The sequence below is a fragment of the Vibrio sp. R11-SG3-ISO9 genome (assembly GCF_059834255.1).
Genome location: NZ_JCBDGU010000043.1, coordinates 345,939 through 372,419, shown reverse-complemented (window position 1 = coordinate 372,419; position 26,481 = coordinate 345,939). Strand labels below are relative to the sequence as shown.

Sequence of the window (26,481 nt, the reverse complement as noted above, 5' to 3'; positions counted from 1 at the left end):
TTCTATACTTTTCAATATTATATGCGGCCAGTGACATAGATTTATAAAAGAATGTGAAAAGACAGAATTATCAAATATGTGAGGCAACCTATGATCCACTACGTAGGCAGTTTCACTTCAATGATGGTGACATCGAAACGCTCTCTCCACTTGAAGGCAAAGTCTTTGTTTTTTTGTTGCAAAACGTAGGTGATTGCGTTGAGCGCAGTGTGATCTTCAAAGAGTGCTGGGGCGATGTCATTGTTTCTGAACAAGCGCTGACCAACGTAGTATCAAAGCTGCGAAAAACACTCGCAAAAGTGACATGTGACTGTGCCTCTATTCGAACGGTGAGTAAAACAGGTTATTCACTCGAAGTCTCTTCACTGACTGCTATCGAAACTCAACACGCATCTGAGATGGTTGTTGAAAGCAATTCTGAGCAGGAGACAGAGATGTCTTCTGGTGAAGACTCTCAACAAGTGCTCAAAGCGAAGCAAGACAAATTGAGTTCTAACGCCAAGCCTTCATTGGTTCAAGGTGGCCGAGCCTTCAACTTCGGCTTCTATTTCATTGCCGCGCTTTGTGCCGTTGTTATCGCGTTTAACCTATATCGAGTATTTGATTCTTCACTGCCTTACTTTGCCGACCAAGCAGAGTATTCGTCCAGTTATGTTGATAACAGCAACCACCATTACCTTCATGTCGTGAGAAAGGAACGTTACTCGATTGATGAACTTGAGCTCGCTCTAACAACAATGTTACCTAAGCACTGTCAACTGAGTGTTTTTGTCCGAATCTACCCTTCGGTTGACGAGCCAGAGAATGATGCTTTGAGTATGTTCGTACAGAAAGGAAACGGACAAGCATTCAATTACATCGTATCGGTATTCGATCTTAAAACATCGTTTGATTCGTTCAAAAAGTATGTAGCAACGAGAGATTACCTATGCGGATAATAGTTTTAGCAGTATTGATATTTGCCGCGGGTATGAGCTTTACGTTGGAGAAAGAGTCGCTTTCTGGTAGTCGCTGGCACTGTAAGACCATGAAAACCGACTTTCTTTCTAGAGCCTTTGAGCCTTATCAGTCACTCTATGAACGGATGATCTTCACGTTCCAGTCGGATGAGACATTCAGTATTAAAGAGTTCGTCACCATTACGGGGAAAGATGATTCAAGCCATGTGGTAGAGAATCTGTATAACGGATATTACAAGCAACAGGGCGACCGATTATCAATGACCATTGCTGATGTTCGCACTGCGACGAAGCACCCTGACCCAGTAATCAACGCCGAATACAGTGAGTATCAAGGCATCACTATCGATTACAACTATCAAGTGGTGGATGATTACCTTTATCTGTTTAATGATAACCGCTCAGAGATCTTCAATTCGATTTGCTACCAAGTGAATTAATCAAGTGATTGAAAAGTAGTTAGATAGAAAACGAAAAAGGCAGCCAAGTGGCTGCCTTTTAGTTAATGCTGAGTTTGTATCAGTAGTCTAAAGAAGCGCGTTGTAGCGCTCAAAGCCAGTTTCAAGGTCTGCAATCAAGTCATCGACGTCTTCAAGGCCAATGTGCAGACGAACCAGTGTCCCTTCAAATTTCGGATTCGCAACGGTACGCAGGCTATCAAAGCTCTTTGGCTCGTTCGCAAGAATCAAGCTTTCAAACCCACCCCATGAGTAACCCATACTGAAGTGTTTCATGCCATCTAACAACGCAGTTGTAGCACGTGGGTAGCTTGTTTTAAGTACAAACGAAAACAGGCCATTACCACCGGTGAAATCACGCTTGAAGAACTCATGGCCTGGGCAACTTTCTAGTGCAGGGTGACGTACATGGTCCACTTCTGGACGACTTTGTAGCCACTGAGCGACTTTTAAGCTGTTCTCGGCGTGCTGACGCAGGCGCACATCCAATGTTCGGATACCACGCAAACCTAGGTAAGCATCATCCGGAGATACGCATTGTCCCATCAGGTAGCTCTGCTCACGCAACTGATCCCAGTGTTTTTCATTGGCGACAGCAGTGCCTAGCATCACATCTGAGTGACCGACAATGTATTTGGTCGCAGCTTGAATTGAGATGTCCACACCGTACTCAAATGGCGAGAAGTTAACACCCGCAGCCCAAGTGTTGTCGAGCATAACGATGATATCGTGTTGATGAGCAATACGAGCCAGAGTTGGAATATCTTGAACTTCCATGGTGATGGAACCCGGAGACTCGGTAAATAGTATCTTAGTATTCGGCTGAATAAGATCTTTAATACCCTCACCGATGGTTGGCTCGTAGTAAGTGGTCTCTACACCCATCTTTTTCATGATGGTGTCACAAAAGTCACGCGTTGGCTCGTAACAAGTATCGACCATTAGAATGTGATCGCCCGTTTCTACGAATGAGAGGATGGCATTAGAAATTGCCGCAGTACCACAAGGATAAAGCGCACAGCCAGCGCCGCCTTCAAGATCGACCATCGCGTCTTGGAAAGCAAAGTGGGTATTAGTGCCTCTACGGCCATAGAATAGAGTTTTGTTGGCACGGTTTACGGTTGCTTTGTGTTTTTCTGCAACCGTATCAAATACAACAGTTGATGCACGTTGAACGGGTGGGTTAACCACACCGTTGGTCCACTTTTTATCGCGGCCCGCTGTGATCAGTTTTGTTGTTTTGCTTTCGGACATACTCTGAATTCCTTATCAATCTATTATCCTTTATTTAAAACATGCCATTGGGTACGAAAGCAAGGGAAGTTAAAGAGTTTTTAGGAATTAACTAGACCCTTTAGTGAAAAAGGGTCTATGGAAGAAATTATCGAGAGGAATCAAAACCTAGAGTAATGGATTGAAGAGGTAAAATAGACGCTCAAAGAAGCGCGATTGAAGGCTTCGTTCTTGCCATTTGTCGAGGCTGACGGGATGAGAAGTCTCAATGTACGACTCTTGAAGGTCGGCAAGTTGACGCGTAAAGCTCACATCATCGACGGCAAGCGTTACTTCGAAGTTAAGCCAGAAACTGCGCATATCGATGTTCACCGTACCAATTAAGCAGAACTCCTCATCAATCACCACGGACTTGGTATGGAGCAAGCCACCGTAGAATTCGTAGATCTTCACGCCCGCTTCAAGCAGTTCGGTATAAAATGCGCGAGATGCCCATTTAACCATGAGTGAGTCGTTGCTGTGTGGGATCACGAGCTCGACATTGACTCCACGTTGCGCCGTCATTTTGAGGGTTTCTAGTAGATCTGCGCTCGGTACAAAGTAAGGCGTTGTTATACGTACTGAGCGATTTGCTTGGTTAATCGCAATGCTCAACACTTGCAGAATAAGATACTCTGGCATACCGGGACCAGACGGCACAACTTGAACCGGATGTCTGACTTCAGATTCATCAACCTTGCATTCAGGTAAGGCAGGCAAAATGCGTTCACCTGTCTCTACCTCCCAATCCCAACCGTGGATAGCAGACAGTACGTTCACTGTTGGACCAGTAACTCGTACCATGACGTCAATCCACTGTCCAACACCTGCACCTTGTTTGAAATGGGCAGGATCGACCATGTTCATTGAGCCGGTGTAGGCCACAGTTTCATCAATCACGATGATTTTACGATGCTGTCTAAGGTCTAGGCGTCGTAGGAACATACGCCAAGGGCTTACTTCAAGCGCTTGCACGACTTGCACGCCAGCATCACGCATCATAGAAAGCCAGTGGCTTTTGAAGAATCGCGGAGAACCTGCGGAATCGAGTAGAACCTTCACATCGACGCCGCGCTTTGCCGCACGGATTAACGCTGAAGCGACGGAATCGGTTAGGCCGCCCGGGTGCCAGATATAGAAGACCATTTTGATACTGGTTTGGGCGTTTTCGATGTCTTCAATGATCGAATGTAAGATCTCGTTGGGAGACGACTGCAAAGAGAGCGTATTGCCACTTAATGCAGGAATACCCATACGGTTGTTACAGAGTTCATCGATTTTGTGGATTGGCGACCCAACTTTGCCAGGCAGGTGCACTTGGCAGTGGTCCAATTGACGGAACCAATCACCGAAAGGGGTAAACATACGCTGGGCACGTTCTGCTCTTTTTCTTCCCAGATTCAACTCACCGAAAAGGAAATAACAGGCAACTCCCACAATTGGGACGATATAGATAACGAGTAGCCATGACAAAGATACGCTCACCGAGCGCCTTTTCAGCACCACTCGAAGCGTTACACCCGCAACCAGCACCCAATAGAGCACAACGGCGGCCAAAGTTAAGAAATGATAGAGCTTTTCCACATCTAATACTCGAAAAAAGAGACACTTAGATAGTAATGCTATTTTGACAATTTGGGAATTTTACAGAACAACTATTTACAAAATAGAGTAAAGGCTGTAAATAGAGTAAAGTTGTTAAGTTTTAGTTAACTTAAGACGAAAACGATTGTTTTGTATGAAAAGTCGGCATTTAACCATAATATTTTACATTGGTAACGAAATATGTACGGTTCGGGCTTCCAATTTTAATCTTAAACTGGTTTACTTGCTATACAACGAGCGTCAATCAAATTTTTTAGGATGTAAACGAAGATTTACACCTTCTTTTTATAAGACGCCACCCAAAGCAAACACAACATTACACAACATACAAATTTTGGAGTTAAAGTGGCTACTAGTAATACAACCACAACACCTCGTGATACCTGGGGTTCGAAATTAGGATTCGTAATGGCTGCAGCAGGTTCTGCTGTTGGTCTAGGTAATATTTGGAAGTTCCCATACACAGCAGGTGAGAGCGGCGGCGGTGCCTTCGTTGCAATCTACCTATTCTTCGTAATTTTCATCGGTTTCAGTGTGATGCTGACTGAATTTGCTATTGGCCGTCATACGCAAAAATCAGCAGTAGGTGCATTTAAATCAACTGACCGTCGTTGGACGTTCGCTGGTGTTATCGGCGTAGTGAGTGGTCTACTTATCATGGGTTTCTACCCTGTAGTAGGCGGCTGGTCTATTGCTTACATCGGTAAGATTGCTGGTGGTCTTCTAGACGCACCTGAAGCAATCGGTGACAGCTTCGGTGGTTTCATCTCTAACCCAGTTCAACCACTAATGTGGATGGGTCTATACCTTCTTCTTAACGTTGTTATCGTTATGAAAGGTATCTCGGGCGGTATCGAGAAAGCGGGTAAGGTTCTAATGCCACTGCTATTCCTGATCCTTATCGTGGTATCGATCAAAGGTCTGACTCTTCCTGGTTCTATGGCTGGTCTTGAGTTCCTATTCAGCCCTGATTTTTCTAAGGTAGACAGCAACGTAATCCTAGCTGCACTTGGTCAAGCATTCTTCTCACTATCTCTAGGTATGGGTTGTATGTTGACTTATGGTTCTTACCTTAAGAAGAAAGAGAACCTAGTTCAAACTACTGCTATGGTTACAGCAATGGATACAGGTGTTGCTATCCTAGCTGGTGTTGCAATGTTCCCAGCAATGTTCGCATTCGGCATGGAACCAGCAGCAGGTCCTGGTCTAGTATTCGTAGTTGTTCCTCAGCTATTTGCTGAAATGGGCGGCGTAATTGGTCTTCTATTTGCACTTATGTTCTTCATCGGTCTAAGTGTTGCGGCTCTAACATCTTCTGTTTCTCTACTTGAGGTTGTGGTTTCTTACCTAATCGATGAGAAAGGCATGAAGCGTGTAACAGCTGTTATCTCTGCAAGTGTTGTAATGGCTGCACTATGTATCTTCGCTTCTCTATCTCTAGGTGGCGTTGGTCCAACACTGTTCGACACAGGTGCATTTGATATCTTCGACCTACTAACAGATAAGATCTTCCTAGCTGTTGGCGGTATGTTGGTATGTATCTTCGCTGGTTGGAGACTAAACCGTGCAGACCTAGAGAAAGAAATCACTAACGACGGTGAAGTATCTTTCCCACTATTCGGTCTATGGTACACACTAGTTAAGTTTGTAATCCCAGTAGCAATCGCAATCGTTGCATTCATGGGTATCTCTTCTGGCTTCGACAGCGGTAAGGGTGCAATCATGCTATTAGGTATCGGTATCATTGCAGGCTCAGCGTTAATTTCTAAGAAATTGTAATCGCGGTCTTCAAAGCCAAAACCAATAGAAAGCGAGAGTCTTAGGACTCTCGTTTTTTTTGCTTTATTTTTAACCTTTTCTTGTTTATAGGGTTTTTCGTACGGTTTTTTCTAAAGTTATTCGTATGTCAGTCGATATATATTCAAGCATAACAATATGCGAAGTGAATATTGACTCCCTTAGGAAGGTGAAATGTGAAACTGTCTGTAAGAAAAAAATTGTATGCAGGCTTTAGCTCTATATTGGCGCTAATGATTGTATTGGTTGCGTTTGTTTGGATCGAGGTTACGGGCTCACATCGAGTGGCTGACGAGATCCGCATGGATGACGTGCCTGAGCTAGTGAACTATCTTGTATTGGTCGATGAGACTGCAGACGTTTACCGAGATGCAATGGGTGCTGTGACGCATGTTAATGGCGCACTTAATGACTACCGTGCAAACAAAGGGCAGTTTTTCGAAGCGGTTAATAAGGTTAAAGCACTAGAGAGCGTGGGTACACCTGACTACCGTCGAATTGAACGCGTTGAGAACCTGATGAAAGAGTTCAATACTGCGTTTGAAAATCAAATTGCACCTAAGGTGAATCAGGAAGTTGCGTTCTTGGATAATATCCGTGATTTGCGTGCGCTCTATGAACAATATTTAGTGTCGATTGAAGCTCTGCTTGATGAAGCTTCGATGGCCGAAGAAGTGCAAACTGACAAAGCGTTGCTTGCTTTGACAGACTCATTTACAGCAATGGAACGTATGATCATAATCCTAACTGCCATTTCCATTGCGGCGGGTGTAGTGATTGCTTACCTATTGTCGAACTCGATTACCAGTCGCCTAACCAAAGTGGAACAGGTGGCACGTAAAGTTGCGAGTGGTGATTTGACAGCAGAAGACATTGTTGACGATTCGGATGACGAATTGGCACACCTTGGCCAATCGATCAACCAGATGCAGAAATCGCTCGTTGGTTTGATTAGTTCTATCTCGTCTGTAACGAATCAAGTGCAATCGGCAAGTGGTGAGCTTTCGTCGATTAGCCAAGACATCGTTTCAGGTGCGTCCGCACAAGCAGACAAAGCGACTTTGATTGCCACCGCGGCAGAAGAGCTCAGTCTAACGATTTCAGAAGTTGCCCAACAGGGTACATCTACCTATGAAGAAGCGCGACGCTCGGAAACTTCAGCAGAAGACGGCCGCTCTGTGATTGTGGAAATGGTGGCGAGTATTCAACAAGTGTCTGCTCAAATGGGCGAGATGTCGGAGCAAATGAACACGCTTGGCTCTCATGGTGAACAGATTGGCAGTGTCATCAAAGTAATTGAAGACATCGCAGAACAGACTAACTTATTGGCATTGAACGCTGCAATCGAGGCGGCGCGTGCAGGTGAATTTGGCCGTGGCTTTGCGGTCGTTGCGGACGAGGTACGAGCGCTTGCTGAACGTACTACCAAAGCAACACAAGAAGTGTCAGGTATCATTCAAGCGATTCAATCAGGTACACAAGAAGCGGTTACATACACTCAAGACAACTGTCGTTTAGTAGATATTGGCGTTGAGCAAAGCTCTGGCGCGGTTCAAGCACTGGAAGCGATTGTGAACGGAGCAGCCAATGTACAAAGTATGGTTAACTCAATTGCGACAGCGGCGGAAGAGCAGACTGCAGTGACCAAAGAGATTGCAGCGGATATTACAGCGATCAGCGATATCTCAGAGTCTTCTCTGCAGCTTGCGACACGCAGCTCTGAGAGTACGATGAGCCTAAACGCTAAGGTTAAAGAGCTGGAAACCTTACTTGGTCAGTTTAAACTTGCTTAAACCATGGTAAAGATGCGGTAAGGCATTATTGAGCCCACGACTGTTGAACATTCAGTCGTGGGCTTTTTCATTACTGGTATCTAGTGTGGGACAAGGTATACTTCTAGCTCGATTACGGAGTAAGCCTTTTCATGTTCGACATTCTTGTAAACCACTCAGATTTTTTACTTATCAATAAACATCCAGGCGTCAGCGTCCATAAAGATGATGGTGATACCATGCTTCTTCAAGAGGTCGCGACATCACTAGACATTGAAAAGCTTTATCTGGTGCACCGCTTAGACAAAATGACCTCTGGAATACTGTTGTTAGCAAAAAACGCGGCTGCGGCGAGTGAGTTGTCTCAGTTGTTTGCTAACCGAGAGGTTGAAAAGTACTACCTTGCGATCGGTTCAAAGAAGCCTAAAAAGAAGCAAGGCCTGATTGTGGGTGATATGGAGCGTTCTCGACGTTCAAGCTGGAAGCTGATTAACAGTAAAGAAAACCCAGCGGTGACTCAGTTTTTATCGGCAGCGGCTGAGCCGGGTGAAAGGCTCCTGCTTTGTAAGCCATACACAGGGCGAACTCATCAAATTCGTGTAGCGATGAAGTCGATAGGTTCGGCGATCGTTGGCGACCCAATTTATAATTCTTCAAGTCAATCTGATCGCGGCTACTTGCATGCGTTTGCGATCCGATTTACCTATCAATCGCAAGCATATCAATACGTGTGTGACCCGAGATCACACCAGTCTCTTGGTCAAAAATGGTCGCAAGAGACGGTATCGACAGGTTTGGATACTTGGCTTGAACCTTGGTCACTGGCGTGGCCAAAGCTAAACATTAAGTGAGAGATATAATGGAAGCATCTGCTTTACCGGTATTTTTTGAACATATCGAACAACAGCTAAACGAAGTACCTAACGAGCTACGTCGTATTTTTCATGGCCGTGGTAAATTTTGGCCAGGCCTAGAGCAATTAACGTGTGATTGGGTTGATGGTCAGCTGTTAGTGAACATTTTCAAACAGGTTGATGAAGAGTTTTTATCAAGCTTGAAAGATGGGCTTCTTAAATTGACGGAGCAGCCAATTTGGCAACAGAAGCAGGGCATGAGTGTTGTGCTTCAACATCGCTATGCTGAAGGCAGCCCATCAGAAGTGATTTGGGGAGAGCTAGACTCATCGCCAGTGGTTGTTGAGCACGGTCTTAAGTATCAGTTGAATATCGGTCGCAACCAGAACTTCGGTCTGTTCTTGGACATGCGTAACGGCCGTCAGTGGGTTCAAGAGAACTCTAAAGGTAAGAACGTATTAAACCTGTTTGCTTACACCTGTGGCTTCTCTGTAGCCGCTCTAGCGGGTGGTGCGCGTCAATGCCTTAACGTAGATATGTCACGCGGTTCGTTGAGCAAAGGTCGTGACAACCATCGCCTCAATGAACATGACATGCGCTCAGTGAACTTCCTTGGATACGATATCTTCAAATGCTGGGGAAAAATCAAGAAAGGTGGCCCGTACGAATTAGTGATTATTGATCCACCATCTTTCCAAAAGGGCAGCTTTGCACTGACAAAAGACTATAAGAGAATTCTGCGTCGTCTGCCTGAGCTTCTTAAAGAGGGTGGAGAAGTGATTGCTTGTGTGAACTCTCCAATGGTTTCACCAAACTTCTTGATTGATACTATGGCGGAAGAAGCGCCAAATGTTAAATATCTAGAACGTTTACCGAACCCACCTGAGTTTGTGGATGTTGATGCTGATTCAAGCCTGAAAGTACTCCGTTTCAAGTTAGAATCTGCAGAATAATCATTAGGCATGATCAATTGAAAGCGCCGCATTACTTCATAGTAACGCGGCGCTTTTTTATGAATTCGATATTAGTCGAATCGAAGTGCCTTAGGCTTTGACGTTGTTAAGAGTTTGAAAGCCGAAGTAGATTCGCATAAATGTGGTGAGCCAACACGCCGCGCCAAACGCATAAGCAATGACGGCAAAGTGTTGTGGCCAAATACAAAACGCAATGAAACAAGCGATGGTTTCTGTTCCCTCAGTCAATCCAGACATGTAGTACAAAGATTTATGCTTATAGACAGGGTTCTCGATCCCTTGCTTACCCGCCATAACCGCGAAGGCTAAGAAACTGCTGCCTGTGCCGATGAAAGAGAAAATCAGAAAGGCGCCTGCGACGGCATTGGCGTCTGGGTTAGCAATCACAAAGCCAAACGGTATTAAGGAGTAGAACAAGAAATCGAGGCTGATGTCGAGAAACCCACCAGCATCGGTAATACCCTGGATACGAGCAAGTGCGCCATCAAGCCCATCGCAGATACGATTTAATACCACAAATAGCAGTGCCAAATCATACTGTTGAAAAGCAAGCGACGGGAAGGCTAAACAGCCAATCAAAAAGCCGAAAAACGTAGTTTGATTCGCAGTGACGCCAGCGCTGTTTAGAACTTTAGCGGATTGAGTTAACGGCCAGCGAATGACCTTGATGGAATATTTATCTAGCATTCTCGGTGCTCCATGGCCAATTCAGTACTCGCGCTGCCGGTGGAATATCCGCTTCATCATGGGTCACCATTAATGTCGGAATGTTCGCTTTGCTGAGTTGCTCAAATACCCAATCACGAAATTGAACACGTAGCTCAGGATCGAGTTTACTGAAGGGTTCGTCCAACAATGCAACTTTCGGTTTGGCGAGCAACATTCTCGTCAGACTTACTCGGGCTCGCTGGCCCCCAGAAATTTGGTCTGGGAAAGAGTCGGCAAGTCGTGTCAGTTCGATGTCTTTTAGCGCATCTAGCGCTCTCTGTTGGCGCTCTTTTCCTTTGATACTGTTTGGTAGTGCAAAGGCCAGATTTTCCCAAACCTTTAGGTGAGGGAAGAGCAGATCGTCTTGAAACAGGATTCCCACCTCACGTTGGTGCGGAGCGATTTGATCAATTCGCATGTCGTTGACGTGGACTTGTCCTGTGTATTCAAACTCGTTGCTAAGGTGACCTGCGATCACGTCGAGCAGAGTCGACTTGCCACAGCCACTTGGCCCCATTAATGCCAGCACTTCGCCGGATTCTAAATGAAGACTGAGCGATGAGAATAACTCGCTTCCATCGAGCTTATGGATGGCGAGGTCGTTGAGAGATAGACTCATTAGGCAATAAACCTTTGAATGAAAGACGGCGATACTTCACCTGTAAGTGGCTGATAAGAATCGCAAAAGAGAAAAAGAACAGAGGCAACAAGGCTTGCCAAATGGCGTAAATCGCAGTGACCCGACGATCAAATCCGCTGGTTAGTGCAACCGCTTCTGTGGTGATGGTACTGATTCTACCTGCACCTAACATCAAGGTTGGTAAATACTGAGCAAGGCTAACACTAATGCCGACAGCCCATGCAAAAACCATTGCTGGTAACAGAATCGGTAATTTAACCGTGAGCCAGCTTTGAAGTGGTGATTTTCCAAGGCTGAGCGCCGCTTTGATCAAGCCAGGTTCGAAACTGCGCCAAGGGCCGTCCAATGACAGGTAGACGAAGGGAAAAGCAAAAAACACATGCGACCAAATTACCCAAAACTCATAAGCGGTGCTATTGAGGTAGAGAGTGGTAACCTGCAATCCAAACAGTACAGATAGTTGAGGGATAAGCATTGGAATCGCGATAATATATCCCGGAACCTGCCAGCGATGCTTAATACGATATTCATGAGCAATGAGGGCAAGTACTAAGGCGATAGTCGCAGAAATAATTGCAATCCAGAGGCTGGTGCTAATGGTTCCAGTGATCGCATCCCACTCGTATTCCCAAAAGCGGGTACTGTAGCGGCTTGGCAGAAGGTCAGGAAAGCGCCAACGTTGAGCGACACTCCATAGCAACATCAATGGAAACATGACGGCTGTTAGCACTGCCAAGAAAGAGAACAGGCTACGTCCAGGTAGAGCGACACCACGACGACCTGATACCTGCCAGCTTCGGAAATACTTAAGAACGGCCCATTCAACTAATCGAGCAAACGCAATAAGTAGGCTTGCTAAACCAAAGAGAACAATCGCCCCAGCCGCCGCTCTTGGTAGCAAGTTGAGGTCTGGGTCGTTAAACCATTGCCACACTAATACCGCAAAAGTTGGTGGGTTTGTTGGACCGATAATGAGCGCGATATCAACCACTGACAAGCTGTAAGCAAGCACTGCCAGCATAGGGAAGCGCAATTTGTTGAACCATTGTGGGAAAACACATTTCCACCAAATCTGTGAACGACTGTAGCCTAGCGAAGCACTCACTTTGGTGATTTTAGGAACATCTAATTGTTGCAGAATAGAGATACTCATTAACAATAAGAATGGAATCTCCTTCAATGCCAACATCACGATCAATCCAAGTGCATACGGGTCTTTCACCAGTAACGCCAGCTCAGTATTCGTTGATGGTTCCCCTAAGAAACCTTGCAGGGCACGCATGCCAAGACCGCTTGGGCTAAACAGAAAGGCGAATCCGATGGCAAAGGCGACATGAGGAATCGCTAACATAGGTGACAACGTGAGTTCTATTTTACGCCAGAACGGTTTGTCCCACGTTGCTTGGAGAATACAGAAGGTCAGAAAGCAGGCAAGGTAGCTACTGATCACTGCTGAACTCAGAGTGAGCCCGATAGAGTGGTAAACGCCTTCCCACGCAAAAACTTGCTGGAAACCTACGATTGAAAACTGTTCTAAACCCAATGGAGGGATATAACTGAGAGATGAAGCAATAACCCCAACTACCCCAGGGATAGTTGGGATGATGCACACCGCTATAACAACAAAATATAGAGCGTGAAGAATCAAACTTAGTTACCGTAGCGTTTTAACCACTCAGACTCGAGTGCGGTTTGCCAGCTTGGGTGTGGCTCATCTACCGACTTGAACTGCTGAGTATTACGCGCGCTTCCTGTTAGGTATTTGCTGCTTAACACAGATGGGTCGCCCCAGATGTTAAGGTCGCCTTTACGCGATTGTGCTTCTGGGCTCAGTAGGTAGTTAATAGCTACTTGTGCGCCTGCAGAGGCATTGGCATTCCAAGGAATAGCTAAGAAGTGGATGTTCGATAGAGCGCCACTTTCGAAAGCAAATGCCTTGGTGCTCTCTGCTAGTGTACCGTTGGCTTGCGCTGAGAAAACTGCATTCGGGTTGAAGGTGATCGCTAAGTCGATCTGACCATCATCAAGAAGCTGGATGCTTTCAGAAGTACCCGCAGGGAACTGTTTTCCACCTCGCCACGCGACTTTATGGAATTCATCAAGGTACGCCCACAGTGGCTGAGTGATAGCCTGGAAGGTTTTCTCATCAACAGGTTTAGACAGTGCTGGGTCGTTTTTAGTCAGTTCAATAAGAAGCGACTTCACGAAGCTGGTGCCATGAAACTCTGGTGGACGAGGGTAGCTTAAGCGGTTTGGATACGCTTGCGCGTAGCTCAACATTTCAGAGAAAGAGTGCGGTGGGTTGTTGAGTGTTTCTTGGTCGTGAATAAAGACCAGTTGTCCAACACCCCAAGGTGCTTCTAAACCCTCAGTAGGTTCTGAGAAATCAACATCGATTGGTAGAGATTTATCGACATATTGCCAATTCGGCAGCGTTTCAGTGAATGGGCCAAATAGTAGAGCGTTGTCTTTCATTGAACGGAAGTTTTCACCGTTGATCCAGACCATATCGACGCTACCACCGCTGTTTTTACCCGCGGCTTTTTCTGCGATTAGGCGGGTGGTCGTCTCTGCGATGTCGGTTACCTTAACGTGCTTAAGTGTCACACCATGGTTTTGTTGCAGTTGTTTGCCTGCCCATTGGATATAGCGATTGATCTCTTGGCTACCACCCCAAGCGTGAAAATAGACAGTTTGTCCTTCGGCTTCACGTTCAATTTGGCTCCACTCTTGCGAGTTCGTGCTGTCTGCATAAAGTGTTGCGCTGTAGGCTGTTGTGGCCAGTAATCCAATCGTACTAACTAATTTGTTCATAAACTTTTCCATATCTTAGTGAACGGGCGAGGGCAGTGCATTTGTTACTTCCTTAAGGTTATTCTATCTGTTTCTGAAATAATTTCTAATTCAATAGTAAATTCAAAGGATTACTCATCGAATTATGTGACCTTATCTATGACCGTGTTTTTGGCTAAATAATTACAGAATAAATCGTGAATTTTTCAAATGATTTAGAAATACCCCTCAGATACGAAAAAAGGAGCCAAATGGCTCCTTTAGAAAACTTGTTCATCACATTGTTAGGATTAGTTTTTCCAATCACTTAGTGTGTAAGTCAGAGTGTGTACGTCGTTCTTAAGTACTAACGTATCTTTAGTTAGAGTTACGTCGCTCCATTCAGCAAGTGTTGCAGATACAGACTGCTCAATGTCCATTGCTGCACCGTGACACATCTTCATTGTCATGCCCATCTGTTTGATGCGGAATTGACCGTCTTTCAGTTCACCCTGACCAAAGAAATTATTACAGCCAGCAATACCGTTAGCTGTTAGTTTCTCACCGATCTCTAGACGAGGTGCTGCTTGATGTTCGCTTTTCTCAATGTCTTTGCCGTCGATTTGTGCCAGTTCCCAATTATGGTGCTGTAGATCGGTAGCTGTTACTTGCATTGCGTCATCACCCGTTGTTGTACATGCAGCAAGCATGATAGGCAAAGCGGTTACTGCTAGTAATTTTTTTGAACTAAACTTCATATAATATGGCTCCAAAGGAATAAACGAAGTTACCAAAGATGTGTAACTTGATTGGTGAAAAGTATAGTTAACAAAACGCTATATGTGTCAGTATACGGTCATAGTTTAGTATGTTTTCGTTGGGTTCGATGATTTAATAATCATAGTATCAGGCACATAGAGTACTCAGGAGGAGTCGTGGAGCAGTTAGAGTTTTTTCAAGTTCCAAGCCCCTGTGTGGGAGTATGTTCAACGGATGAAAAAGGCTATTGCAATGGCTGTATGCGAAAACGGGAAGAGCGGTTTAATTGGATGTCGATGACACCCGCTCAGCAGTTACACGTGATCAAACTATGTCGACAGAGATATAGAAGAAAACGCCTTGCACAGTTGAACAATGGATCTAAACCAGAACAATTACCAGAAGACTCTGTGAGCCCGCAACAAGATCTTTTCGGATAATTGCGAGTCATACAGTCTGTTTTTAACAAACTCTTTACATCGGCCGGCAGGTGTAATATTAAAGAGACTACGATGCCAGAAGGGATGATGTTGGTATGAGTAAGAAAGAGAGCAAAATTAAGAGCAAGCCAATAAAATCGCTCGACAAGGAACGCCTAGAAGATAAAGATGACCCAGAAAGAGTCGCGCGTGATTGGCACAGTATGACCGAAGAAGAGCAAATGGAAGTGTTATCTCATCTATCGGATATGCCCTTCCAGTAGTCCTTAAATGAAAGCCAAAGGCAAAGGTTATGATTAAGTACTAAAAAGCCACCCAGCGGTGGCTTTTATGCATTTAGGCTCGAGATTATCGCTTTTCGGGTTAAATCTACTTAGATCCCCAGTGATCGCTTACCCATCCACCAATATGCTCATCAAAGTGATTACCACTGAATCGGTGATTACGTTCAACAGAACTATCACTCTCATCTTTATTGTCTAATAGCGTTTGAATGTAGTTAGCCATCGGGTCATTAGAACGTTGACGATCGCGTCGGGTTGCTACTTCTTTAATCAGTTGTAATCGGTATGCAGAGCTAGCACGTTTCATTTCAATGACCTCCTGGTTATAGACACTAATAGAAAAATCTAGTTGGTGGTTTTGTGACCGTCAACGCGATTTTTAAGTATTTTTTTTGACCAACGAGGAATCAATCAGTTGAGTGCTTTATTCATAAAAATGTAATTTAAAACAGATCTTCGTTAAGCGTCAAAATAAGATGTTTTATATGAGTGGAGGTGACTATTTCTAGAGATTCAGATGTAAAAAAGCCCAGTTCGAAACCAGGCTTTGGGTGAAAGTTCTATTTTTGTTAAAAGTGCGATTTACCGAATCTGGCAGTAACGACTGAACTGTTTAACGTGAGCTCTTACTTTTAAATTGCTTAATACTCTTTTTTTTGGCAGTGCGACGGTTGGCTTGTTTGTCTTTCGGTGGGCGTTTACGTTGTGTCCCTTCAGCTGCAGGCCTGTCTGTTACTGGGAAGCCTTCTAATGATTGAACTGGTAAGGTTCGCTCAGTCAACTGACGAATTGCATTCAAAGCATCCGTTTCGCTGTGGCTTACTAACGAAATAGCATGGCCATTGGATCCAGCACGAGCGGTACGGCCAACACGATGGACATAACTTGCTGAATGCATCGGTAGCTCAAAGTTGATGACTAGAGGTAGAGCGTCAATATGAATACCACGCGCCATTACATCGGTCGCAACAAGCGTTTCAATTTTCCCGTGTTTGAAATCGTCAAGGATCTGGCTACGCTCTTCTTGAGTCCTGTTGCCGTGTAGCGCTTCAACGTTGAGTTTGGCTTTTTTGAGCTTCTTCGTTAGAGCATCGGCGTTGTCCTTGGCTCCAATGAAAACCAAAGCCTGGGTGTTTGTGTGCTGTTGCAATAGGCTGATAAGCGCTTGTGGCTTACTGCCTTTGTTGACTAAGTACAGTGTCTCTTGGATGTTCTCAGCGACACTGTTTTTTTGGTGCACGCTCACTTTCAATGGCTTGAACAGCAGGGCATCAGCTTGTTGCTCAAGCTCTGTCGGTAGTGTTGCCGAGAAAAGTAGAGTCTGATGCTTTGCTGGCAAAGATTTCTTGATCGTTTGAACGTCAGGCCAAAATCCCATGTCTAATAGGCGGTCCGCTTCATCCAACACAAATGTTTGGCACTGTGACAGTGATAGTGAACCCTGTTCAATCAGAGACACTAAACGGCCAGGCGTCGCCACGATCATTTGTGGTCTGCTATTTAGAGCATCCTTCACACTCTCTTCACTCATGCCACCAATTAAAGTTGCAATACGAATGGAGACTGCTCGCGCAAATGGCTCTAAGGAAGAAGTAACTTGGTTGGCGAGTTCACGCGTTGGCACCACAATGAGGCTTTGAACTGTTTCGACGTTACTGTCTAGGTTGTGTAGCCCACCCAAGCCAAATGCAAGCGTTTTGCCGCTGCCAGTCTGAGCCAACGCCAGTAAATCTCTTTTCTGGATGATCACAGGGATCGTTTTTGTCTGAATTTCTGTTGGCTGTTGAAGCGTTTTAGGCAGAGCATCAATAAGCTCAGAGCACAGGTTTAATGATTTAAACGTCATAGTGGGAACCAATTAAAAGTGGATGGGGAGTCTAACAGTGGACATTGTCTGAGTGAATCATTTTAGCGAATCAAAGCAACTTGGGTTTGCCTTTGCGTGCAAATAGATGTTGATGAACGGAATGCGAACTCTGTCTCAACACTTGTCGATGTTTTAACTAAAGGTCTGACGAGCGCTGCCGATAATTAATTCTAATGATGATTTGTGCTATGTTCATTTATTAAGTGGATATTGATTTAAGTGCTTGATTGGCACCACGTGTAGGGAGACAGATAAATGAGTGACGGGTCTTTTACCCAAAAGCGCCAGTACTATCGCTTGAAGTACCCAAAAGGTGCGAGGCCGATAATGCGTATCAAAGATGAGCTCTTTCAAGTGAGTGAGGTATCTGAGAAAGGCGTGCGTGTTATGACACGAAATGTCAGTCACTTTTATCGTGGGCTTTCCATGGCGGGTACACTCGATCTGCATGATGAAAAGCGCGTTGATGTATCGGGTGCGGTTTTACGCTTTGATGGCAATGAAGTGATCATTCAGTTGTCTCGTGGCCCGAGCTTTAAAGACATGGTCTCGGAGCAGAGACACATCCGCCAACGCTATCCCGCATTTTTCGCAAGTTTAAGAGCGGCATAGTTGAGAACATTAAAAAGCCCGAGAGTGAAATAACTCTCGGGCTTTTTGTCTTTATAACTGCAATAACTTTATAGAGTTATCCGCAAATAGACTAAACGGATTACAGTTTTGGTACTGTTGCCCATACTGCAGCAAGCATATCGTGACCAAATGCCACACTGCGGTCTGGTGACCAGCCGTAAAGCTCGTCTGCGTGGCTAATATGATCTTTAAATGGCATTTCAACCGTGTAAGAAAGACACTTGAATTGCTCACCAACCCAATTTGAGCCCACAGTTAGGTTTGCTTTACCCGGTTCATCTTTATCGTAACCAACTTCGTCTTGGAATTCTGGTGTAATAGTGAACAGTGCTTGTTTGAAGTGTTCTTCAAGACCTTTTAGACGCTCATCGTAAGATGGGATGCCTTCACTACCCGCGACAAAATTGTAAGGGATGGCTTCGTCGCCGTGAATATCCAAGAACATATCTACGCCAGTCTCTAACATGCGTTCACGAACGAGGTAAACCTCTGGGCTGCGCTCCATGGATGGTGTTTGCCATTCGCGGTTTAGGTTTACACCCAAGCCATTGGTGCGTAAGTGACCACGGATACTGCCGTCTGGATTCATGTTTGGCACTGCGCGAATCACAACCTTGTCGAGTAGGGCACGGCCAACCGTGTCTGTTTCATCAAGCAGGCGCTGCAAGAAGCCCTCAATGAACCATTCAGCCATCGTCTCACCAGGGTGTTGACGACCAATGATCCAGATATTCTTCTTCTCTGGGCTTGGTTCGCCAATAGTCAGTAGGCTAATGTCGTTGTTGTCATTAGTCACACCTAGCGTTTCAAGCTTACAAGCAGGATGCGTTTGAGCACTGTGCAGCAAATCTTGGTGGCGATCATAAGAGTAAGGTGCAAAGTAGGCAAAGAACATGGATTCATGCTCTGGGATGATGTCGAATTTAACTGTATCGCCATCAAACGTTGCTGGAATACGGAACCATTCTTCGCGATCGTAAGAAGCAACAACGTCGTAGTCTTTCCAACCCTCAGGGTAGGCTGACTTTGCTAAGCCTTGGATTTCAAAATGGTGAGAAACTTGTGCTTCACTCTCTAAACGGAAGTGAAACCACTGTGCAATGTCAGTGTGCTTATCTGCTGGGATAGTCAGTTGGATGTTTTGTGGAGCATCTGCGTTAACGACATTGATATTGCCGCTTTCGAAATTACTGAAAATTTTCATTGTAGTTATTATCTCGTGGTTGAGTTGCACTAAGATTAGCACACTTCATTTCAAGCAAACTACTCAGAAAGGCTCAGCGGCGCTGGCAAGATGTACAACCGCGACAAGCGGCACGTGTATGTTTGTCTAGTTTACTGCGTTGAACCTTACAATACGCATTTTTGAGTGCTCTTCGTCCTGAAAACCAATCATCCGGCTTGGTCAAAATTAGATAGCCGTTAAAGCGTTTCACTAACTCTATTCGGTTCTCTGCAATGAATCGACTGTCAAATCCGATCTCAAAATACTCCAGCGCTTGCTCAATACGGTCAAAACTAGCAATTTTCTGCAAAAGTTCAGGGTGGCTCATGGTCTTCTCATACTATTTCACTGACCGTGAACTCTAGCTCATTTAACGGCTTTTTAACTTGATATCACTACGTGAGTAAGTCGCTTTTTTATGAGGTATGAATCTAATGTCATTTTGAAATTTTATAGGATGTGAGGGCTTCTATTGATAAATATGTTGGGTGCGAATTCATGAAGGTGGAAATGTTGAACTTAGCTCTCACTGTACGCCATATTTATTATCAATAATGATAATTTATGACGCAAATCAATAAGAGTTACCCCTAAAGTATTAGTCTGATCGCAATTGCAACCAATTGTTAAAGATGATTACTAAATATGTCTATTAAAAAACGTTATATCGCTGTTATCGCGGCGATAGGCATAGGAATTGGGTGGTTGACGTTAGGTGGCACGGCTGCGGTCATGCACTACACATCGAGCACAGAATTCTGCGTTTCTTGTCACACCATGCAGATCCCATACGAAGAGTATGAAGGTTCAATTCACTTCAGTAACGCCAAAGGTATCCGCGCTGAATGTTCAGATTGCCACATTCCGTCGGACCCAATTGACTACGTAATCACAAAAATTCGAGCGTCTAAGGACATTTATCACGAATTTGTCACTGGAAAGATCGACACCGAAGAAAAGTACGAAGAGCACCGTATGGCGATGGCCGAAACGGTATGGGCGCAACTGCGTAAAAGTGATTCAGCAACGTGCCGCTCTTGTCACACCTTTGATGCGATGGATAGCTATGAGCAGTCGGAAGATGCAGCAAAAATGCACGCATACGCTCAAGAAAACAATCAAACCTGTATCGACTGTCATAAAGGTGTTGCTCACTTCGCACCGGAACCAGAAATGGATAGCGAAGCGTTCGATAACCTAATGGCGTTCACTGAGAAAACCGACCCTTCAGCGAAGGTGGTTTACCCAGTAGAAACCATTGAGATGGGTGACCTAGGTACTATCAATCCAACTGCAAAATTGGACGTTGTATCAGTAGAAGGCAATGAGCGAACAGTTGAGCTTCACGCTTACCAAATGAAAGGTGCAGAGCAAGTACTTTACTACGGCGAAGGTCAACGCGCTATCGTCGCAATGCTAACCGAAGCGGGACAAAATGCGGTTGATGCAGGTGAGTTTCATGCTGATGAGTACGGCAATGAGTGGCGTACCGCTGTGATCACCGCGCAGATTGATGCAGATGTATTGGATTCACTTGAACCTATCTGGGATTACGCAGAAGAGCTCGACAACGTCTACTGCTCAACTTGTCACGCGAAGATTCCAGCGGGTCACTTTACTGTCAATGCTTGGGGACCTGTAGCGAAAGGCATGGGCGATCGTACCGATATTTCATCTGAAGACTTAGAACTTCTTACTAAATTCTTCCAGAACCACGCAAAAGATGTGGCTGGCCACTAAATAAGAAACGAAAGGATAACAACAATGACTGATATTACTCGTCGCGGATTCCTTAAAGGAACAGGTATGGCAGCCGGAGCTCTCGCTTTTACGTCGCTAGCACCGATGACAGCGGCAGCGGCTAATAAGCGTGGTAAAGGGGTTCTTACTGCTGGTCGCATGGGGCCGATGATCTGTGAAGTGAAAGATGGCAAGCTGGTTTCAACGACCAACGCGCTCGCTCAAACGGTGCCAAACAGCCTACAAACCACGGGCCCAGATCAAGTACATACTAAGGCCCGAATCAAGTACCCAATGGTTCGTAAAGGATTCTTAGAAAACCCTTCAGCCCCAACAGGCAAGCGTGGTGATGATGAATTCGTACGTGTTTCTTGGGATGAGGCTTACAAGCTCATTCATGAGCAACACATGCGTATTCGTAAAGAGAGCGGTGCAGAATCTGTATTTGCTGGTTCTTACGGCTGGCGTTCAAGTGGTGTCCTACACAAAGCGCAAACACTGCTTCAACGTTATATGAGCATGGCAGGTGGTTATTCAGGTCACTTAGGTGACTACTCAACGGGTGCCGCACAAGTGATCATGCCACACGTTATGGGTTCTATTGAAGTATACGAACAACAAACGACACACCCAGTTGTTCTAGAGAGCTCTGATGTTGTGGTTCTTTGGGGTATGAACCCATTGAACACACTGAAGATTGCATGGAGTTCAACGGACTGTTCTGGCCTTGAATTCTTTAACCAACTGAAGAAATCTGGCAAGACGATCATTGCTATCGACCCAATGAAATCAGAGACGATTGAATTCTTTGGTGATGCGGTACAGTGGATTGCACCACGCCCAATGACTGACGTGGCGATGATGCTGGGTATTGCACACTCACTGGTTAAGAAAGGCAAACACGACGTTGAGTTCTTGAATACTTACACCACTGGCTATGATAAGTTCGAAGCCTATCTAATGGGTAAAGAGGACGGTGTAGAGAAGACACCACAATGGGCAGAAGAGATCACGGGTGTTCCAGCGAAACAGATGGAAGTACTCGCCGACATCTTCAGCCAAAACCGCACCATGCTAATGGCGGGTTGGGGTATCCAGCGTCAACAATTCGGTGAGCAACGCCACTGGATGATCGTAACGCTTGCAGCAATGCTGGGTCAGATTGGTCTGCCAGGTGGTGGTTTCGGTCTTTCTTACCACTACTCTAACGGCGGTAACCCAACGCGCGACGCTGGTGTACTTCCCGCAATCTCTGCATCTATTGGTGGTGGCTCTTCAGCGGGCAACGACTGGGCGGTATCGGGGGCGGTGAATGCGTTCCCTGTTGCACGTATTGTGGAAGCGTTGGAAAACCCTGGTGCTAAATTTATGCACAATGGTCACGAGCTAACATTCCCAGACATCAAGATGATTTGGTGGGCAGGCGGCGGTAACTTTACCCACCACCAAGACACCAACCGTTTGATTGATGCATGGCAAAAACCTGAGCTGGTGGTTATCTCCGAGATTTACTGGACGGCTGCGGCGAAGCACGGTGATATTGTTCTACCGATCACGACTTCGTTCGAGCGTAACGACATGACCATGACGGGTGACTATTCTAACCAGCACCTAGTGCCGATGAAGAAAGTTGTTGAGCCTCAAGGTGAAGCGCGTAATGACTTTGATGTATTTGCTGATATGGCCGAAATGATCAAAGCGGGTGGTCGTGATGTGTTTACCGAGGGTAAAGACGAGATGGCTTGGCTCAAAGGCTTCTACGACGACGCTCAGAAAGCGGGTAAGAAAGCGCGTGTTCGTATGCCTAAATTCGGTAAGTTCTGGGACGATAACCAACTGATTGAAATGAAGTTCAACAAGAAAGCAGCTCAGTTCGTACGTCACGCTGATTTCCGTAAAGATCCTGTGATGAATCCACTGGGTACACCTTCAGGTAAGATCGAGATCTATTCGAAAACGATTGAGGGCTACAAACTAGAAGATTGTCCGGCGCACCCAACATGGATGGAACCGACAGAGTTTTTTGGTAAAGCTAAGGGTGACGAGTTGCAGCTAATGACAGCGCACGCGGCACATCGTCTACACAGTCAGTTCAACTACGCGAAGATCCGTGACGAGTACGCAATTGCTAACCGTGAGCCAATCTCAATTAATACCGAAGATGCAAAAGCGCGTGGTATCAAAACGGGTGATCTAGTTCGAGCATTTAACGACCGCGGCCAAGTTCTTGTTGGTGCCCTCGTGACTGATGGTATTAAGCAAGGTGCTGTTTGTATCCACGAAGGTGGCTGGCCAGACTTAGATAAAGCGACTGGTTTGTGTAAGAACGGCGGTGCAAACGTACTAACGCTTGATATTCCAACTTCGCGTCTAGCAAACGGCTGTGCAGCGAACTCTGCACTCGTGAAGATTGAGAAGTACACAGGTCCGGCTCTTGAACTTACAGCATTTGTTCCACCTAAGAACGGTTAGTTGAAATAACTCAATCTGTTGAATCCAAGCCAGCTTAATGCTGGCTTTTTTATTTTAAAAACAGCAGGTTAAGTATGTATTAAATCGTAACAATGTGACGAGTTTATAAATTACAAATGAGAGATTGTCGCATTGTGTTAGGCATGTCGCGATTTTTATAAAATGAAAATTATTCATAAGTTTGTATGTATATCATTTTGTCGAATTATAAATAATTGTTATTTGGCAAAAGGTAAACAAATGAAAACTAAGCTAATTTTTAGTGCAGTAGCACTGTCAGTATTATCAGGTTGTGCGACGGTTCCGACCGCAGATAAGGCTGAGTCAACTAAATTGAAGCAATTTGCTGAGCCTGCAGAGGGTATGGCGGGTGTATATGTATATCGTGATAACTCGACAGTCGGCGCTGCGTTGAAAAAAGATGTCTACATTAATGGCGATTGCGTTGGTGAGACTGCACCTGGTGTTTTCTTTTACCAGCAAGTTTCAGGCAACCAAGAACATACGATCAGTACTGAATCCGAGTTCTCAGCCAACGACCTAACTTTGTATACAGAAGAAGGTCGTAACTATTTCGTTCAGCAATACATCAAAATGGGTGTGTTCGTTGGCGGTGCAGCTTTAGAGCAAGTAGAAGAGCAAACTGGTAAAGTTGAAGTTACTAAGACCGATCTTGCTATCCAAGGTACGTGTACTTCTATGTAACCGACATTTGATGTGATGGTATTTCTATTTAATTACAGTTGCTTTGGGACGGATTGAGTCATCATGGCTCAATTCGTCGTATATATCTTGCTCCTCTAACCCTTATCGATCTTTCTCAACTATCTCTGCTCCCCAGGCGTAACTTTTAACAGCATAGTCAACTCATTATACGTGCTGTTGATCACTTGTTTCATATCATCTTGATTTATAAATTCACATTAATTTTTCTCCTGTTACAATTCGTGATGTGAATATTAATGATAATAATTTGTATTTACTTGTTGTTTGTGTGGATTTAGTTAAGGAGAGAATGATGAAGTGGCAGTTTAAGCTCACCCCACTTTCAATTGCAGTGACTGCATTACTTGGTGGAGGAGCTGTTCATGCAGAAGAGGATGAAACGGTTGTCGTGATAGGTCAGCAGGTCGATGACAATGCGGTAGGACCGGACTTCAGTTATGTTGGCGAGAAAAGTCAAACCGCAACTAAAACGCCGCTTGCCCTGCATGAAACCCCTAGAGCAGTTTCTGTGGTGACACGTGAGCAGATGGATGACCGTGCCTCTATCAGTATCTCTGATGCACTTCAGTATACACCGGGTATTCAGACTAACTATTACGGTGAAGATAATAAACAAGACTGGTTTGTCGTACGTGGCTTCCAACAAGCAGGGACAGGCTTGTATCAAGATGGTACGCGACTGTATTCCGCGGGCTTTTACAGTTGGCAAATTGACCCATTTGGTTTGGAGCGTGTAGAAGTACTCCGAGGCCCTGCGTCTGTGCTGTATGGGCAAAACCCACCAGGTGGTCTGATTAATGTCGTTAGCAAGCGCCCACAATTTGATGGTGGTTCAGGTCAAGTAGGCATAGACGTTGGTTCATTTGACCGCACCCAAGTGACACTCGATGTGAACACCGAGGTGAATGATGATGTGGCTTTCCGCATAGTGGCGCTTGGTCGAAAGAATGGCACCAAGGTCGATGACGTTGAGGCGGAACGCTTTATGGTTGCGCCATCGCTGACGTGGAAGATGAGCGATAAAACCGACATCACGTTCTTAGCAAGTTACCAAGAAGATGATTCCGACCCCTACTTGCAGTTCTTACCGATGGAAGGCACGCTAACAGATAACCCAAATGGTAAAATCTCAGATAGTACCGCGGTAGGTAATCCAGATTGGGAAACCTTTGAGCGTCAACAACTCTCGTTAGGGTATGAATTTAATCATGAGTTTAATTCAGCACTGAGCTTCGGCCAGTCGGTACGTTATAGCCGTATGGATATCAACTTAAAGCAGATTTATTCTTTAGGTTATGCTCAAGACATAAACGCTGGACTTGATCCTCTTGGAGAGCGAAAAACGATCTTGCGTCAGGCCTCGACAGAGGATGGGCAATCAGACGCGTTTAATGTCGACAATAGGTTGGTCTTTGAATTCAGAACTGGGTCTGTTGAACATACATTACTCACTGGTGTTGACTATCAAGCTATTGATATTGATAGCCAAGACTATGCCTTCGATCCACTAGTGGCAGATGGCAACACGACCATACCACCGGGTATTAACAATCCTCTGTTTGATATCTACAACCCAACTTATACGAACAACGTTGTATTGCTAAATCCTACAACATTCCAGCCAATGACTGATGCTGACTTGCAGAACAATACAACTAAGAACCGTCAGTTAGGGCTGTATGTTCAAGACCAAATTCGATTCAATGATTTGATTGTCCAAGCAGGGCTTCGCTACGACGATACCTCTAATGAACAGTCCAATAAGACAACAGGTAGTAATCACAAAGCGGATTACGAGGAATGGACAACCAATTTAGGTGTTGCGTATGCGATGTCGGCAGGGTTCACACCTTACTTTAGTTATGCACAATCTTTTGAGCCTATCATTAAAACCTCTGTTGCTAATCAAGCGGCGAAGCCAGAACGTGGTGAAAGCTACGAAGCGGGTGTGAAATACCTGCCTAAGAGTTTTGAGGGTCAGTTCAATGTTGCGGTGTATGAAGCGACGAAGAAGGATGTGGTGGATGTAATCACTGGTAGTAACCAAGTCAACCAGATTGGTGAAATTCGTAACCGAGGTGTGGAATTGGGTGCTGTGGCTAATGTAACCGAGTCACTTACTCTAATTGGTAACTTAGCGTTCTTAGATTCTGAGATCACCAAAGACCAAGATCAGAATCAAGTGGGTAAAACGCCAGCACAAGTGGCAGACATGATTGGTTCCGCTTGGGCGAAATACCAATTCTTTGATGGTACTTTAGATGGGTTGAGCATCGGTGGTGGTGTTCGATACATTGGCGAAACTTATGGCGATAACCTCGAGCAAAATAAGGTTCCGTCTTATACCCTCTACGACGCAACGGTAAGCTACCGATTCGCGGATTACAAACTGCAAGTCGCGGCGAAAAACCTGTTTGATAAAGAGTACGTCGCTACCTGTAACTATTACTGTTATTACGGCGACCGTCGCAACGTTATCGCGAGCTTAACTTACGATTGGTAATTGGGGCTTAAAATCTAGCAG

General features: G+C 45.1%; 24 protein-coding genes. 13 read left to right on the top strand and 11 right to left on the bottom strand.

The features are described 5' to 3' along the window. Positions 1-53 precede the first annotated feature (53 nt). Both AC6R05_RS15265 and AC6R05_RS15260 read left to right on the top strand, forming a co-directional pair. A complete protein-coding gene (locus AC6R05_RS15265; RefSeq protein WP_500647900.1) occupies positions 54-938 on the top strand; it encodes a winged helix-turn-helix domain-containing protein in 885 nt (294 codons plus the stop codon). Further along, positions 929-1,399: a hypothetical protein gene (locus tag AC6R05_RS15260; RefSeq protein ID WP_500647899.1), complete on the top strand. Its 471-nt coding sequence runs from the start codon at positions 929-931 to the stop codon at positions 1,397-1,399. Before AC6R05_RS15265 ends, AC6R05_RS15260 begins: the two co-directional genes overlap by 10 nt. An 87-nt stretch (positions 1,400-1,486) precedes the next feature. Here the strand turns inward: AC6R05_RS15260 and AC6R05_RS15255 are convergent, their stop codons facing one another. Together AC6R05_RS15255 and cls are read right to left on the bottom strand one after the other, a co-directional pair. Next, complete coding sequence (locus AC6R05_RS15255) at positions 1,487-2,671, bottom strand: cystathionine beta-lyase (protein WP_500647898.1); 1,185 nt, start codon at positions 2,669-2,671, stop codon at positions 1,487-1,489. A 147-nt stretch (positions 2,672-2,818) separates the two neighbouring features. Then, positions 2,819-4,273 carry a cardiolipin synthase gene (cls, locus tag AC6R05_RS15250; protein ID WP_032552141.1) on the bottom strand — a complete coding sequence of 485 codons (1,455 nt, stop codon included), beginning with the start codon at positions 4,271-4,273 and terminating at the stop codon, positions 2,819-2,821. A gap of 366 nt (positions 4,274-4,639) precedes the next feature. On the opposite strand from cls, the gene AC6R05_RS15245 reads away from it, so the two are divergent. The 4 genes from AC6R05_RS15245 (at position 4,640) to AC6R05_RS15230 (ending at position 9,670) form a co-directional block, all read left to right on the top strand. Continuing rightward, positions 4,640-6,073, top strand: coding sequence for a sodium-dependent transporter (locus tag AC6R05_RS15245; protein WP_032552142.1), 1,434 nt, complete (start codon positions 4,640-4,642; stop codon positions 6,071-6,073). 194 nt (positions 6,074-6,267) lie between these two features. Then, positions 6,268-7,884 carry a methyl-accepting chemotaxis protein gene (locus tag AC6R05_RS15240; protein WP_500647897.1) on the top strand — a complete coding sequence of 539 codons (1,617 nt, stop codon included), beginning with the start codon at positions 6,268-6,270 and terminating at the stop codon, positions 7,882-7,884. A gap of 131 nt (positions 7,885-8,015) precedes the next feature. Beyond that, entirely contained in the window at positions 8,016-8,714 is a 699-nt protein-coding gene (locus tag AC6R05_RS15235; protein ID WP_500647896.1) for a TIGR01621 family pseudouridine synthase, read from the top strand. Between the two features lie 8 nt (positions 8,715-8,722). Next, entirely contained in the window at positions 8,723-9,670 is a 948-nt protein-coding gene (locus tag AC6R05_RS15230; RefSeq protein ID WP_500647895.1) for a class I SAM-dependent methyltransferase, read from the top strand. A gap of 90 nt (positions 9,671-9,760) precedes the next feature. On the opposite strand, the gene AC6R05_RS15225 is transcribed toward AC6R05_RS15230, so the two are convergent. From AC6R05_RS15225 to AC6R05_RS15205, 5 genes are all read right to left on the bottom strand, one after another. Further along, positions 9,761-10,378: a CDP-alcohol phosphatidyltransferase family protein gene (locus tag AC6R05_RS15225; RefSeq protein ID WP_032552147.1), complete on the bottom strand. Its 618-nt coding sequence runs from the start codon at positions 10,376-10,378 to the stop codon at positions 9,761-9,763. Next, a complete protein-coding gene (locus AC6R05_RS15220; protein ID WP_152468976.1) occupies positions 10,368-11,018 on the bottom strand; it encodes an ATP-binding cassette domain-containing protein in 651 nt (216 codons plus the stop codon). The genes AC6R05_RS15225 and AC6R05_RS15220 overlap by 11 nt, the downstream gene beginning before the upstream one ends. Further along, complete coding sequence (locus tag AC6R05_RS15215) at positions 10,984-12,684, bottom strand: ABC transporter permease (RefSeq protein WP_500647953.1); 1,701 nt, start codon at positions 12,682-12,684, stop codon at positions 10,984-10,986. The genes AC6R05_RS15220 and AC6R05_RS15215 overlap by 35 nt, the downstream gene beginning before the upstream one ends. 5 nt (positions 12,685-12,689) lie before the next feature. Beyond that, positions 12,690-13,853, bottom strand: a complete 1,164-nt coding sequence (locus AC6R05_RS15210; RefSeq protein WP_500647894.1) for an ABC transporter substrate-binding protein — start codon at positions 13,851-13,853, stop codon at positions 12,690-12,692. A gap of 269 nt (positions 13,854-14,122) precedes the next feature. Then, positions 14,123-14,569 carry an META domain-containing protein gene (locus tag AC6R05_RS15205; RefSeq protein ID WP_032552150.1) on the bottom strand — a complete coding sequence of 149 codons (447 nt, stop codon included), beginning with the start codon at positions 14,567-14,569 and terminating at the stop codon, positions 14,123-14,125. Positions 14,570-14,746: 177 nt separating this feature from the next. Here AC6R05_RS15205 and AC6R05_RS15200 point away from each other — a divergent pair, with 177 nt between their 5' ends. Then, on the top strand, positions 14,747-15,010 hold the full coding sequence (locus AC6R05_RS15200) for a DUF1289 domain-containing protein (RefSeq protein ID WP_500647893.1): 264 nt from the start codon (positions 14,747-14,749) through the stop codon (positions 15,008-15,010). Positions 15,011-15,105: 95 nt separating this feature from the next. After that, on the top strand, positions 15,106-15,273 hold the full coding sequence (locus AC6R05_RS15195) for a hypothetical protein (protein WP_167332348.1): 168 nt from the start codon (positions 15,106-15,108) through the stop codon (positions 15,271-15,273). Positions 15,274-15,379: 106 nt separating this feature from the next. On the opposite strand, the gene AC6R05_RS15190 is transcribed toward AC6R05_RS15195, so the two are convergent. Together AC6R05_RS15190 and AC6R05_RS15185 are read right to left on the bottom strand one after the other, a co-directional pair. Then, the gene (locus AC6R05_RS15190) at positions 15,380-15,601 is read right to left on the bottom strand and encodes a hypothetical protein (protein ID WP_032552151.1); all 222 of its coding nucleotides are present in this window, start codon (positions 15,599-15,601) and stop codon (positions 15,380-15,382) included. Between the two features lie 306 nt (positions 15,602-15,907). Further along, a complete protein-coding gene (locus AC6R05_RS15185; RefSeq protein ID WP_500647892.1) occupies positions 15,908-17,140 on the bottom strand; it encodes a DEAD/DEAH box helicase in 1,233 nt (410 codons plus the stop codon). Between the two features lie 276 nt (positions 17,141-17,416). Between AC6R05_RS15185 and AC6R05_RS15180 the strand changes: the two genes are divergently transcribed. Then, positions 17,417-17,773, top strand: coding sequence for a hypothetical protein (locus tag AC6R05_RS15180; RefSeq protein WP_032552154.1), 357 nt, complete (start codon positions 17,417-17,419; stop codon positions 17,771-17,773). A gap of 100 nt (positions 17,774-17,873) precedes the next feature. Here the strand turns inward: AC6R05_RS15180 and AC6R05_RS15175 are convergent, their stop codons facing one another. Then, positions 17,874-18,998, bottom strand: coding sequence for a M14 family metallopeptidase (locus AC6R05_RS15175; RefSeq protein ID WP_408692253.1), 1,125 nt, complete (start codon positions 18,996-18,998; stop codon positions 17,874-17,876). Positions 18,999-19,071: 73 nt separating this feature from the next. After that, positions 19,072-19,347 (bottom strand): nitrogenase-stabilizing/protective protein NifW, encoded by a 276-nt coding sequence (locus AC6R05_RS15170; protein ID WP_500647891.1) that lies wholly within the window; start codon positions 19,345-19,347, stop codon positions 19,072-19,074. Between the two features lie 317 nt (positions 19,348-19,664). On the opposite strand from AC6R05_RS15170, the gene AC6R05_RS15165 reads away from it, so the two are divergent. The 4 genes from AC6R05_RS15165 (at position 19,665) to AC6R05_RS15150 (ending at position 26,460) form a co-directional block, all read left to right on the top strand. Then, a complete protein-coding gene (locus tag AC6R05_RS15165; protein ID WP_500647890.1) occupies positions 19,665-20,759 on the top strand; it encodes a NapC/NirT family cytochrome c in 1,095 nt (364 codons plus the stop codon). A gap of 24 nt (positions 20,760-20,783) precedes the next feature. Beyond that, positions 20,784-23,231, top strand: coding sequence for a molybdopterin guanine dinucleotide-containing S/N-oxide reductase (locus AC6R05_RS15160; protein WP_500647889.1), 2,448 nt, complete (start codon positions 20,784-20,786; stop codon positions 23,229-23,231). 240 nt (positions 23,232-23,471) lie between these two features. Further along, positions 23,472-23,936 carry a DUF2846 domain-containing protein gene (locus AC6R05_RS15155; protein WP_150868889.1) on the top strand — a complete coding sequence of 155 codons (465 nt, stop codon included), beginning with the start codon at positions 23,472-23,474 and terminating at the stop codon, positions 23,934-23,936. Positions 23,937-24,249: 313 nt separating this feature from the next. Continuing rightward, positions 24,250-26,460, top strand: coding sequence for a TonB-dependent siderophore receptor (locus AC6R05_RS15150; protein WP_500647888.1), 2,211 nt, complete (start codon positions 24,250-24,252; stop codon positions 26,458-26,460). The last annotated feature ends 21 nt before the right edge of the window (positions 26,461-26,481 follow it).

Excerpts from the sequence above, each read along its gene's own strand:
- AC6R05_RS15260 (WP_500647899.1), top strand. The coding sequence starts at position 929 with ATGCGGATAATAGTTTTAGCAGTATTGATATTTGCCGCGGGTATGAGC.
- AC6R05_RS15255 (WP_500647898.1), bottom strand. The coding sequence starts at position 2,671 with ATGTCCGAAAGCAAAACAACAAAACTGATCACAGCGGGCCGCGATAAA.
- AC6R05_RS15235 (WP_500647896.1), top strand. The coding sequence starts at position 8,016 with ATGTTCGACATTCTTGTAAACCACTCAGATTTTTTACTTATCAATAAA.
- AC6R05_RS15230 (WP_500647895.1), top strand. The coding sequence starts at position 8,723 with ATGGAAGCATCTGCTTTACCGGTATTTTTTGAACATATCGAACAACAG.
- AC6R05_RS15225 (WP_032552147.1), bottom strand. The coding sequence starts at position 10,378 with ATGCTAGATAAATATTCCATCAAGGTCATTCGCTGGCCGTTAACTCAA.
- AC6R05_RS15220 (WP_152468976.1), bottom strand. The coding sequence starts at position 11,018 with ATGAGTCTATCTCTCAACGACCTCGCCATCCATAAGCTCGATGGAAGC.
- AC6R05_RS15210 (WP_500647894.1), bottom strand. The coding sequence starts at position 13,853 with ATGAACAAATTAGTTAGTACGATTGGATTACTGGCCACAACAGCCTAC.
- AC6R05_RS15205 (WP_032552150.1), bottom strand. The coding sequence starts at position 14,569 with ATGAAGTTTAGTTCAAAAAAATTACTAGCAGTAACCGCTTTGCCTATC.
- AC6R05_RS15195 (WP_167332348.1), top strand. The coding sequence starts at position 15,106 with ATGAGTAAGAAAGAGAGCAAAATTAAGAGCAAGCCAATAAAATCGCTC.
- AC6R05_RS15190 (WP_032552151.1), bottom strand. The coding sequence starts at position 15,601 with ATGAAACGTGCTAGCTCTGCATACCGATTACAACTGATTAAAGAAGTA.
- AC6R05_RS15185 (WP_500647892.1), bottom strand. The coding sequence starts at position 17,140 with ATGACGTTTAAATCATTAAACCTGTGCTCTGAGCTTATTGATGCTCTG.
- AC6R05_RS15180 (WP_032552154.1), top strand. The coding sequence starts at position 17,417 with ATGAGTGACGGGTCTTTTACCCAAAAGCGCCAGTACTATCGCTTGAAG.
- AC6R05_RS15175 (WP_408692253.1), bottom strand. The coding sequence starts at position 18,998 with ATGAAAATTTTCAGTAATTTCGAAAGCGGCAATATCAATGTCGTTAAC.
- AC6R05_RS15170 (WP_500647891.1), bottom strand. The coding sequence starts at position 19,347 with ATGAGCCACCCTGAACTTTTGCAGAAAATTGCTAGTTTTGACCGTATT.
- AC6R05_RS15165 (WP_500647890.1), top strand. The coding sequence starts at position 19,665 with ATGTCTATTAAAAAACGTTATATCGCTGTTATCGCGGCGATAGGCATA.
- AC6R05_RS15160 (WP_500647889.1), top strand. The coding sequence starts at position 20,784 with ATGACTGATATTACTCGTCGCGGATTCCTTAAAGGAACAGGTATGGCA.
- AC6R05_RS15155 (WP_150868889.1), top strand. The coding sequence starts at position 23,472 with ATGAAAACTAAGCTAATTTTTAGTGCAGTAGCACTGTCAGTATTATCA.
- AC6R05_RS15150 (WP_500647888.1), top strand. The coding sequence starts at position 24,250 with ATGAAGTGGCAGTTTAAGCTCACCCCACTTTCAATTGCAGTGACTGCA.